Here is a 12250-nt window from a genome sequence, read left to right on the forward strand (position 1 = left end):
TATGAGGAGGGGCAACAGCTACCCGCGATGTTTCATCATATATTCCCCGGCCTCCCGCGAGGGCGGCTGGAGGAGTGCTTGCCTTGAGGCCATTCATGTCTTTCCTGAAGAATACCAAGATAAAAACGAAGGTCGTTTTTGTCATCTCGCTGATGAGCCTGATGTCGCTTTCCGGAATAAGCTACGTCAGCCTGCAATATCAAAAAACCGACAACGTCTATAGCGACTTCATCGGCCATGAGGCCCTTGCTGCGGTTCTGAACGCCAGAACCAGCGGAAACCTCAATGCGCTCGGCATGCAGATGCTTCGCGCCAGCCTCAACGACCCGGCCAGTGGTGATTTCGAAGCTGCCGTCAAAACCTTCAGAGCCGACCATAAGCAACTCGAGGAACGCCAGAACAAGATCATGGAGCTGGTGCCGGCGCGCACGGAAGCCGCCCGCGATATCCTCAAGGGTGTTGTCGAAGTCGAAGAGATCGGCAATCAGGTCATCGCCCTCATGCAGGCAGGGCAACGCGCCGAAGCGCAGCAGATGGCGCTTAACGTGCTTCGAAAAATTGCCGAAGTCTCGCCAAAGATCAGCGCCGGCAATGAGCAGCTCATCCAGGTCATGAATGAGGGGAGAGAGCGTCTTACAGCCAGCACCAATACGACGATCTGGACGGGCCTGATTACGCTCGCGCTCGTTTCTCTGGCTGTGATCGCACTTGGCCTGCTTGTTTCTTCCCGAGGCATCACCACCCCGATTGCGCGGCTTCGTGCGCGCATGGAATCGCTGGCGGCCGGTGATACGGCGAGCGAAATCGCCGGAATGGATCGCAGGGATGAAGTTGGCCAGATGGCCGCGGCCGTGCAGGCATTTCGCGAAGGTGCAATCGAGCGCCTCCGGCTTGAGAATGAAACGGAAGCCAACCGGTCGACTTCGGAAAAGGACCGGATCGAGCGCGAGAAACAGAAGGCCAGGGAAGCTGCCGACGTACAGTTTGCCGTCGATAATCTTGCCACGGCCCTTTCGAAGATCGCCGAGGGCGACGTTACCTACCGGATCGTTCAGCCATTCGTCTCCGGCCTTGACGGTATCCGTGGTGATTTCAATCGGGCTGCGGAGCAGTTGCAGTCGACCTTGAGCCAGGTGGCGCAGAACGCACGCGGCATCGATGCCGGCGCCAACGAGATCAGGTCTGCGGCAGACGATCTGGCGAGACGCACGGAGCAGCAGGCCGCCGCCGTCGAAGAGACTGCGGCTGCGCTGGAAGAGATCACCACGACGGTGAAAGACGCCACGAAACGGGCGCAGGAAGCGGGTCACCTCGTCGGCCGCGCAAAAGTCGGCGCTGAAAAGTCCGGAGAGGTGGTGCAGCAGGCCGTTGCGGCAATGGAGCAGATCGCGACATCCGCCAATGAGATTTCCAACATTATCGGCGTGATCGACGAGATCGCGTTCCAGACCAACCTTCTGGCGCTGAATGCGGGCGTTGAAGCAGCCCGTGCGGGAGAGGCGGGCAAGGGTTTTGCCGTTGTCGCGCAGGAGGTTCGCGAACTGGCGCAGCGCTCCGCCGGTGCCGCCAAGGAGATCAAGAACCTGATCACGACATCGAACGGTCAGGTTCAGCAGGGTGTACAGCTGGTTGGCGAAACCGGCAGGGCGCTGGAACTGATCGTGACGGAGGTGAAGGAAATCAACCGGCACGTTGCGGCCATCGCGGAATCGGCGCAGGAGCAATCCTCAGGTCTTCAGCAGATCAATACGGCCGTGAACCAGATGGATCAGGACACCCAGAAGAACGCCGCCATGGTGGAAGAAAGCACTGCCGCCAGCCACGGCCTTGCGCGCGAGGCGTCTTCGCTGAACGGGCTAATCGCCCAGTTCAAACTGTCGGAGGGTTCGTTCAGCGAGTTCGCTGCGCCAGTGCGTTCGGCTTCGCCCGCCGACAGACCCGCTCGTTCTCCCGCCCGCGCCTTGGGCGGCAGGATCAAGGCTGCGTTTTCCGGCAATGCGGCATTGAATACCGCGGCGGATAATTGGGAGGAGTTTTGATCCCTGTCCCGCTCTTATGCCGGCCTCAGCTGAGGGACTGAAAGCATCGCTTTGAACATTGACGCCGGGGATCGGAGGTTTGTTGGACCCTGATCCCCGGTGTTCTGCTTTTGAACGATATGAGCCCGGAACTGCCGCCCATCTATGCCCTTGCATGGTGGTCAAGCCGGCTGGGGCTTCACCGATTTTCCGGTCTGCTCACGAGCGAAAGTCAGACGTCCAGGTAGGACAAAATGGTTGCAGCGACGTCAGACGCCTCCTGCGTCTCACTCGAAGCGTTCGCTGATGTGTCGGTCCCGGCTGTATTGTCCGGGGTCGCAGCCTTCTGCTCGGTGGTTGAGATGAAGGAGGCGATATCCTGCACGGAGCTGTTTGTGGGCTTTGCGCTATTTAATGCCGTAACCTGCGCGGACGTCATGGCGGCGATCTGACCCGGCGTGAAGGCGGCCGCCTGGGAGGTCGTCAAGGCAGCGAGCGTGCCGGTGCTCAGTCCCGAGATCGCGCTCGAACTCAAGCTGATGATTTGCTCGGTGGAAAATGTTGTGAGGTCGTCGCCGCCAAGCGCGGCTGCCTGCATCGCGTTGAGGGCGCTGACCTGCGACAGTGAAAGCGCTCCGATTTGTGCAGATCCCATTGCCGCCACCTGGCCGTAGCTCAGCGAAGCCACCTGGCTTGTGGTCAAGGCGGCGATCTCCTGAGGCGACAGGGACGCTACAACGGCGGTGGACAACCCCCTGATCGCCGTCGAATTGATGGCAGCAAGCTCGCCGGTCGAGAATGTTGCCAGATCTTCAGTCGTCAACCCCGCAAGTCCGGCCGAACTTAATGCGGCGATCTGGCTTGTAGAGAGTGCTTCGATCTGATCCCTGCCAAGGGCGTTGATCTGATCGCCAGTCAATCCGGCGACGCCAGCCGTACTGAGGGCTGCCACCTCAGCGGTGGAAAGAGCGGCGATAAAGCCCGTGGACAGTCCCTTTATCGCGCTTGAACCAATCGCGGCGAGTTCTTCCGTTGAGAAGGTTTCCAGCATCTCCGCAGACAGGCCCTTGAGCGCATCCGAATTCAACGATGCGATCTGACGGGTGGATAATGCCTGAACCTGTTCAATGCTCAACGCGCCGGTCTGTGCGCTGCCAAGGCCTGCGATCGCCTTGGCGTCCAGAGCAGCTATCTGGTTTACGGAAAGGGAGGCGATGTCGGCCGTATCCAAAGCCGCAACCTGTTTGGAGGGGAGGGCGGCGATCTGGGCATTGGTCAGCGCGTTCACCTGACCGGTGCCGAGGGCGGCGATCTGGTCCGTGGTCAGACCCGGCACTGCCGCCGCACCCAGGGCGGCGATCTGAGCTGTCGTCAGCGAAGCGATCGTTGCTGCCGACAGGCCCGAGACCGCACTCGAGCTGATGGCAGCCAGCTCAGCGGCGGTGAATGTATCGAGATCATCGGCGCCAAGGGCCGCAATCTGTTTCGAACCGAGAGCACCGATCTGAGCGCTGGTGAAGGCCTCGACCTGAGCGGTGTTGAGGGCCGTGATCTGATCAGCGGTCAGGCCTGCCGCGCCCGCCGTGCTGAGGGCGGCGATCTGGGCTGCTGAAAGCGAGGCGATGCCGGCTACGCTGAGAGCGGCAACCTGCTTGGAGGTGAGGGCGCCCACCTGGGCGCTGGTGAGGGCCTCGACCTGGGTGATGCTGAGCGCCGCGATCTGGTCGGTGGTCAGGCCGGGTAGCGCCGCCGTGCCCAGGGCTGCGATCTGAGCTGTCGTCAGCGAAGCGATTGCAGCCGTCGACAGGCCCGAGATTGCACTCGAGCTGATGGCAGCCAGTTCGGCGGCGGTGAATGTATCAAGATCATCGGCGCTAAGCGCCGCAATCTGTTTTGCGCTGAGAGCACCGATCTGGGCACTGGTGAGGGCCTCGACCTGAGCGGTGTTGAGGGCCGCGATCTGGTCAGTGGTCAGGCCGGCTATACCCGCGGTGCTGAGCGCGGCTATCTGGGTTGCCGAAAGCGAGGCGATGCTGGCCACGCTGAGAGCCGCAACCTGTTTGGAGGTGAGGGCACCCACCTGGGTACTCATCAGGGCGTCCACCTGATCACTGGTCAGGACGGCGACCTGTCCGGTGTTCAGTCCACCAATGCCGGCCGTGCTCAACGCTGCGATCTGAGCCGTGGTCATCGACGCCACGGTTTCCGCTGACAGACCTGGGACGGCATTCGAACTGATCGCAGCGATGTCCTTGGTCGAGAACGTTGCTATGTCATCCGTACTCAAGACTGCAATCTGTTTCGAGCTGAGAGCACCGACCTGGATATCGGTCAGGGCCTCGACCTGCGTGGTGTCGAGGGCCGCGATCTGATCAGTGGTCAGGCCCGTTATACCGCCGGTGCTGAGGGCGGCGATCTGGGCCGCCGAAAGCGAGGCAATGTCAGCCACGCTGAGAGCCGCAACCTGTTTGGAGGTGAGCGCAGCAATCTGGGTATTGGTCAGAACGTCCACCTGATCGCCAGTCAAGGCGGCGACCTGTCCGGTGCTCAGCGCGCCGATGCCGGCCGTACTCAGCGCGGCGATCTGCGCTGTTGTCAGCGACGCTATGGTTTGCGTTGACAGGCCCGGGACCGCATTCGAACTGAGCGCGGCAATGTCTCTGGTCGAGAACGTTGCGATATCGTCTGCGCCCAGGGCCGCTACCTGCGTCGAGCTGAGTGCGCCGACCTGGGCGCTGGTCAAGGCCTCGACCTGAGCGGTACTCAAGGCGGCGACCTGCCCGGTGCTCAGTGCGCCAATGCCCGCCGTGCTCAGCGCTGCAATCTGGGCTGTCGTCAGCGACGCCATGGTTTCCGTTGATAAACCCGCGACCGCATTCGGACTGATCGCGGCGATGTCCTTGGTCGAGAATGTCGCAATGTCGTCCGCGCTCAGGGCCGCTATCTGTTTGGAGCTGAGAGCGCTGACCTGGGCGGTGGTCAAGGCCTCGACCTGGGCGATGCTGAGGGCGGCGATCTGCACGGTGCTCAACGCAGCGATGCTTTGCATATTCAGGGCGGCAATCTGGGCTGTCGTCAGGGAGGCGATGGTCTCCGCCGACAATCCTGAGATCGCACTTGAACTGATCGCGGCGATGTCCTTGGTCGTGAATTTCGCCAGATCGTCCGTTCCCAGCTGCGCAATCTGTGTGGAGCCGAGATTGACGATCTGCGCACTCGTCAGGGCTTCAGCCTGGCTGGTGCTGAGGGTCGCCAGTTGCTGCGAGCTAAGTCCCGCAATGCCCGCAGCGCTCAGGGAGGCAATCTGGGCGGTTGAAAGAGCGGCTATGTCGTCTGTACCAAGGGTGGCGACCTGTGCCGCGCTCAGCCGCCCCATCTGCTTGGTCGACAGTCTGGAAACCTGATCGGTGCTGAGGGCGGCGATCTGGCTGCTCGAAAGTCCGACGATGCCAGAGGTGCTCATTGCCGCGAGCTGGGCGACGGAAAGCGATGCTATATTGTCCGTGCTCAATGCCGCAATCTGTCCCGAGCTGAGAGCTCCGATCTGGACGGTGGTCAAGGCCGAGAACTGATCGATGCTGAGCGCTGCAATCTGATCCGTGGTCAGACCCTTGACGCCCGCAGCACTCAACATGGCTGTTTGGTTGGTGGACAAGGCGGTCACATCGTTGCCGAGAGCGGCGACCTGTGCTGCGCTCAATGCCTTGATCTGCGCGGCGGATAGAAGGCTGGCCTGATTGCCGCTCAGGGCTTCGATCTGGTCGGAGGTCAGGCCGGTAATAGCACTGGTGCTCAGGGCACCGATCTGAGCCGTGGTGAGGGCTGCGATAACATCCGTGTTCAGGCCCGGCATGGCTCTGTTGGTGATCGCTGCGATATCGGCGGTCGAGAATGTCGCCAGATCTTCAATGCTCAGGGCCGCAATTTGCGTTGAACTCAGTGACTTCACCTGTGTCGGCGACAGGGCCTCGACCTGACCAGTGCTCAATGCTTCGACCTGATCGGCCGTCAGGCCGGCGATGGCGCTGGTGGTCAGGGCCGCGATCTGGGCGGTGGTCAGCGCCGCGATTGCGTCCGTGCTGAGGCCGGCCATGGCCTTGCTCGTGATCGCCGCAATATCGGCGGTCGAGAATGTCGCTATGTCCTCCGCGCTCAGAGCCGCAAGTTGTACCGAGTTCAGCAACTTCACCTGTGCCGAGGACAGGGCTTCGACCTGCTGGGTACTAAAGGCTTCGATCTGATCGGCGATCAGGTTTGCGATCACCCCTGTGTTGAGGGCGGCAATCTGAGCGGTTGACAGGGCCTCGATCTGAGCAGCGCTCAGGGCCTGGAATTGCGCGACGCCAAGCGCGTTCATCTGGGCCGTCGTCAATGCGGCGACCTGATCTCTGGTAAGCGCGCCGATCGTCTCCGTGCCCAGACGTGGCATGGCTTTGGCGGTAATCTCCGCGATATCGGCGGTTGGGAACGCGCTATATCCTCCCCCCCCCGGGCCACGAATTGTGCCGCACTCAACGATCTCACCTGTGCCGGTGACAGGGCTTCGACCTGGCTCGTGCTTAAGGCGGCGATGTGCGTTGTTTTGAGCGCGGCAATCTGAGCCGTCGTCAATGCGGCGATCTGGGCGGTGCTCAGGCTTTCGATATGGTCGATTGTCAGACCCGCAATCGCACTTGCATTGAGGGCGGCGATCCGATCAGGGGTAAACTCTGCGATTGCTTCGGTGCTGAGGCCCGGCATGGCTTTGACGGTAATCGCCGCGATGTCGGCGGTGGAGAATGTCGCTATGTCATCTGTGCCGAGGGCCGCGAGTTGCATCGAGCTCAACACCCTGACCTGTGCCGGCGTAAGGGCTTCGGCCTGATCCGGGCTCAGGACCGCGATCTGGTCGGTTGTCAGGCTTGCAACGGCGCTTGTGCTCAGGGCCGCGATTTGATCCGGGGTCAGTCCTGCAATCACTTCCGTGCTCAGGCCCGGCACGGCTCTGTTCGTGATCGCGGCCATATCAGCGGTTGAGAATGTTGCGATATCTTCCGCGCTCAGGGCGGCAATTTGCGTCGCACTGAGGGCGCGCACCTGAGATGAGGTCAAAGCCTCCGCCTGATCGGTCGTCAGGGCCTGAAGCTGGGTGGTGGTGAGCGCAGAAACCTGGCTCGAATTCAGACTTTTAATGGCGTATTGATCGAGAATATTGAGTTGATCCAGCGTCAGGCCAACGATGGCGACCTGCGAAATTGCGCTCAACTGTTGCGAGTTGAGGACTTTGACATCCTCTACATCCAATGCCGCGATCTGAGCCGACGAGAGCGCTTTGATCTGCGTTGTGGAAAGCGACGCCACGTCGTCGGTTGTCCAGGCTGCGACCGCCTCTGTCGAAAGATATCTGATCTGATTGACATTCAGGGAAGAAATGATCGACGTCATGTCTGAAAAATCCTAAAGTCCAAGCTTAACAGGTAGATTTTCCGCCCAAGCCCCCCAAAGGGGCATCGGTTATTCGGGTCCACCATTTTTCAGATGTTGATTACGCAATCGGGCTTGCCTGAACCTGAAGTTGCTACGTCTCAGCCGATCTCCCTTTGCGATACTTGTCTTTAACGCCGCCGGCGAGGGACGTTATGCCGTCGCGGCAAAACGTCGGCGAGCTCCGGTAAAGCCGGCGCGTGTTATGGAGAAGAACGCGACAGATCCGTTTCAGACGGGCGAATGCAGAAATGCCGGCATGGGAGCACCCTCCGATTGCCTGGCGAGATAGAGCCGGGCGGTATCGAGCGCCTCTCGAATGGTCGCGTCCATGTCGAGATAACGATAGGTCCCCAGCCGTCCGACAAAGGTTACCGACGCTTCCCGTTCGGCACGCGCCACATATTCGGCAAGCTGTTCTTTGTCTTCGACCAGCCGGATGGGATAATAGGGAATGTCCTGTGGGCCGCATTCATGGGAGAACTCCCTGTAGCAGACGGAGCCTGCATGTTCCTCCCACGGAGAAAAGTGCTTGTGTTCGGTGATGCGGGTAAAGGGTACCGCAACATCGCCATAGTTCATCACCGCGCAGCCCTGGTAGTCGCCGTCATAGGTGAAGCGTTCGAAGTTCAGCGTCCGGTATGCCAGGCGGCCGAATTCGAAGTCGAAATAACCGTCAAGCGGACCGGAATAGAAAACGTGCCCGGAGGCGGGCGCCTCGGTGCGCTGGAAATGTGTGCCAAGCCTGACGGTGATGTTCGGATGATCGAGGATGCGCTCGATCATGTCCGTATAGCCGGTTTCCGGCATGCCCTGATATTTGTGGAAGAAGTAGTTGTCGTCATAGTTGAAGCGCACCGGTAGGCGCTTCAGGATCGAGGCCGGCAGCTCTGTCGGCGAGCAGCCCCATTGCTTCTCGGTATATCCCTTGAAGAAGGCCTCATAGAGATCGCGGCCGACGAAGCGTAGCGCCTGCTCCTCAAAGGTCTGTGGGTCGGTAATCGACTTGTCGGCCTTTTCCTCGATGAAGGCCCGGGCTTCATCGGGTCGGAAATTCTTGCCGAAAAACTGGTTGATCGTATGCAGATTGACCGGCAGCGAATAGACGCGCTCGCCGCTCGTCGTCTTGACGCGGTTCTTGTAGGGCATGAACGTCTGGAAGCCGTTCACATAGTCCCAGACTTCCTTGTCGTCGGTATGGAAAATATGCGGACCGTAAACATGCACCATGACGCCAGTCTCACTGTCGCGTTCGGTGTGGCAATTGCCGGCAATGTGATCGCGGGCGTCGACGATGTCGACCATATGGCCTGCCAGTGCAAGCTCCCGGCCAATGACTGCGCCGGAAAGCCCGGCGCCCACAATGACAATTCTTTCGTCCGCGAACATTGGTAATCAGTCCTGTTCATACGTCGCCCGGCGGGCGGTCAAGATTTGCATCGAAGAGCTGCCGTGCAGCGCGTGCCCCGGCCGGTCGAGAATAGTCCGCGCTCAGTTGTCCGGTTTCTGCCAGAGGCGACGGTCATAGGGGATTGGCGCATAGTCGTGCCACTGGGTGAGCTTCTTGAGGTAGCGGTTGCGGTAGCTCTGCTCGTCTTCAAACTCTATGTTCTCGAAAACGGCTTCCGCGCCCAGTTCGTAATAGAGATCGAGATTGCTGAGATCCGGCACCGGTGTCTCGCCGCGCTCACATTCGCCCTGCATTTGCCAGAACAGCTCTTCCAGACGTTGCGCCAGAGCGGGAATATCGCGCAATACGCTGGTGTCGCGCTGCCGGGCGATCGATTCTCTAACCTCCAGAAGGCTCTTCCGGTCGCGTTCGAAACCGATGGCGCGGGCGACATAATCTTCCGGCGAAGAACAAATCATTTCCGGAACACCCGCTGCCGTGACGATGCTGCCGCAGAAGCGCGCCGCAAATGTCTTGCCGGGCATGGTGAGGACGGGCAGGCCGGATGTTATCGCATCCGCGGCTGTGGAGTGAGCGCCATAGGGGAACGTATCCAGAAACAGATCGGCGACGCCGATACGGGCAATATGTTGCGGGTTCGGGACCTTCGGCGCAAATACGAGCCGTTCCGGTGCGATGCCACTTTTTTCTGCGATGCCTTGCAGGCGTTGATTGACATCTTCATCGCCCGCCAGCAGCCACAACAGGCTGCCCGGCGTTTCAGACAGGATCGTCATCCATCGCGCAAAGCAGCTTTCGGTAATCTTCTGCATTCCGTTGAAGCTGGCATAAACGAATGCATCCTCCGGCAGTCCGACCTCGGCCCGGCTTGGCCGGGCGGCGATTAGGCGCTTGCGGTCAAGCGGCTGGTCACAGGCGATGCGCAGGACCTTTTCGGAGTAATAGATGTCGTTCTCCGGCGGGATCATGTAGCCGTCGGAGATCAGATAATGATGGAAGGGGCTTCCCATCGATCCGGGATAGCCGCAGAAACTGACGATAACAGGCGCGGGACGATAGGCGAAAATCTTCGTGCGAGCGTCCTTGGTGTAGCCATTCACGTCGATCAGGATATCAATGTCGTCGGAAATGATCTGCGATGCCGCCGCGGCATCGTCGAGGCCATGGATATCCCGCCAGCAATGAACCGCTGCCTTGATCCGCTCCTGCGTGCTGTCAGTGTTGCGGACGTTACCGCAATAATAGGCGAAGACCTCAAGGCTGTTCTTGTCATGCAACTCCAGAACCTCGCAAAGAGCGAAGCCGACGGCATGGTCGCGAAGATCCGACGAGAGGTAGCCGACGCGCAGCCGCTCACCGGTCCCGGACTTCTGCTTCGGTGATCTGCGTGGAAAACGGCTGAGGTCCGGGCGCGTGCCGACCACCGTTTTGCTATAGCGATATGCCTTGGCCAGCTGGAACATCGGATCGTCGGCGTAACAGCTCAGCGTCAGCGACGACATGGCGTCGAGCATCTTGCGGGCAGGGACGTGGTTCGAGGGCGCAAGCACCGGCCATTTGCACTGCCGCTGCCGCAATGATACCCAGTGCTGGCCTGCTTCCGGCAATTCCGGCCGCAGCTCGAACGCCTGCAGCAAGGCGGTCTCAGCGTCATCAAGCTTTCCGGCGCCTTCGAGGACCCGGCCGATGTTCTGCAGGGCCATATGCCGATGGCCCACCGCTTCGGCGTCGAGATGTTTCGTTGTCTCGGCATAATGCGACCACTGTTCCACAGCCTGGCCGATCAATCCGCTATCTTCAAGGACACGGCCGAGATTGATGTGGCCGGGAGCGAATTGCGGATTGGCCTTCAAACAGGCGCGGAATGCCTGTACGGCGCCCGCGCGGTCGCCGAGCTGGCTGAGCGCGACGGCATAGTTGAAATAGGCAAGATGAATGACGGGATTGTTGTCGTTGAATGCGACCCAGGTCTTGTAGAGTTCCACAGCAGCGGCTCGTTGGCCGGCGGCATTGAGCGCCTCGGTCACGCTCAGCAGATCCATGAGACTTAACCGTTGGTTCCGCGCAAGATCAAGTGCGCTGGGAGCGGTGTCGTCATTTGAAGGAGAGACGTGGTTGGCGGTCATGACATCCTGCGGCAAGGCGACAAAGGGTCGAAGATAAAACGGCCTGTTGATGGGCCGTACTTAGCTATCGCAGGTAACTTGCCTGTGGCTGGATGTGTTTGAAGCGGGGTTGCGTGTCCAGATCAGCCAGCGGCCCGGCGGGGCGAAGGTTTCTCCCAGTCAGGCGCCGGCTTCTGAGGCGTTGATGCTGTCGTGCCGCAATAAGGATCACTCACATGTCTAGCGACGGGAATGTTTCATCCTGTAGCTCGCCAGAGCGATTGACGGGTTTATCCTATAGACACTGTCGAAGTCTTCGTCTGTGAAGTATTGGTATGAATGTGCGACATATTCCCGGAAAAGACCGTGCAGGTCCTCCCGCATCTGCTTGGCCGCCCATTCCAGCAGACCTGCCTTGAAGACGATGAAGATCGGGTAATATTTTGCCCTGAAGATCGGATTTTCTAGGAAAAGCTTTTCGGTGTCTTTCAGCGCCGCGAACATTTCAAGTCGGCGCTCGTCGAAAGTGCTCGTATGCTGCTCCCGTCCCGGGATGAGGCGATGTGTTGTCAGGCTGCTGTTAATGGCCAGAAAGCGCCCGGCATTCATATAGGCCGCCCAATGCGGCAGGATATCTTCGTTGATCCGCGCCGTGGAGAAGCGCCATTTCGTCTGGTGAATGAAAGATGTCCGCAGTATCTTGTTCCACGGGTAGTTGATCGTCACCAGGAATTGCGCGGTCGAGTCGAGATCGATCATGGCGCTGTCGCGACTACCGAGGACGCTATCCCAGATATTCTTGTCGATAGGCGCCATTTCGCCAGGAGCGCCACCGGCCGTTCTCAGCACGCTATATCTGAATGCCGCGACATCGATATTCGTCTCGTCCATCAGGGGCAGAACGGTATCGACGGCTCCCTCATGCAGGAGGTCGTCAGCATCGTGAAACAGGCAATATTCGCTGTCGATTGTCGCCAGCGCCCTGTTGCGGGCGACGCCCGGGCCGGTGTTCGTCTCGCTGCGCATCAGCCTTATATTGGCGTGCCGCGCCATGTATTGCGCAACGATGTCGCAGGTATTGTCGGTGGAGGCATCGTCGACAACGACGATATCCATTTCGGTTTCATTACGCAGAACACTGTCGAGTGTCTCGGCGATAAGACTGGCCATGTTGAAGGCCGGAATGATGATGGATATTTTTGCCATGACAGAGACTGAATGTCCTTCTGGGGCATTCTGCAATTAAAATGTTA

General features: G+C 59.7%; 4 protein-coding genes and 1 pseudogene. 1 reads left to right on the top strand and 4 read right to left on the bottom strand.

The window, feature by feature from the left end; all coding sequences use genetic code 11:
* Positions 1 to 95: 95 nt before the first annotated feature.
* Positions 96 to 2039: a methyl-accepting chemotaxis protein gene (locus tag ASB65_RS09160; RefSeq protein ID WP_060723755.1), complete on the top strand. Its 1944-nt coding sequence runs from the start codon at positions 96 to 98 to the stop codon at positions 2037 to 2039.
* A gap of 211 nt (positions 2040 to 2250) precedes the next feature.
* Here ASB65_RS09160 and ASB65_RS09165 read toward each other — a convergent pair.
* The 4 genes and pseudogenes from ASB65_RS09165 to ASB65_RS09180 all read right to left on the bottom strand — a co-directional run bounded on the left by ASB65_RS09165 (position 2251) and on the right by ASB65_RS09180 (position 12203).
* Positions 2251 to 7442 (bottom strand): annotated as a pseudogene (locus ASB65_RS09165) (beta strand repeat-containing protein).
* Between the two features lie 270 nt (positions 7443 to 7712).
* Positions 7713 to 8870 (bottom strand): UDP-galactopyranose mutase, encoded by a 1158-nt coding sequence (gene glf, locus ASB65_RS09170; protein ID WP_003510423.1) that lies wholly within the window; start codon positions 8868 to 8870, stop codon positions 7713 to 7715.
* 102 nt (positions 8871 to 8972) lie between these two features.
* A complete protein-coding gene (locus ASB65_RS09175) occupies positions 8973 to 10934 on the bottom strand; it encodes a tetratricopeptide repeat protein (protein ID WP_060723756.1) in 1962 nt (653 codons plus the stop codon).
* A gap of 303 nt (positions 10935 to 11237) precedes the next feature.
* The gene (locus ASB65_RS09180) at positions 11238 to 12203 is read right to left on the bottom strand and encodes a glycosyltransferase (protein WP_060723757.1); all 966 of its coding nucleotides are present in this window, start codon (positions 12201 to 12203) and stop codon (positions 11238 to 11240) included.
* Between the last annotated feature and the right edge of the window lie 47 nt (positions 12204 to 12250).

Origin of the sequence: Agrobacterium tumefaciens str. B6, assembly GCF_001541315.1 — a bacterium.
In the GTDB taxonomy this organism is placed as follows: Bacteria; Pseudomonadota; Alphaproteobacteria; order Rhizobiales; family Rhizobiaceae; genus Agrobacterium; species Agrobacterium radiobacter.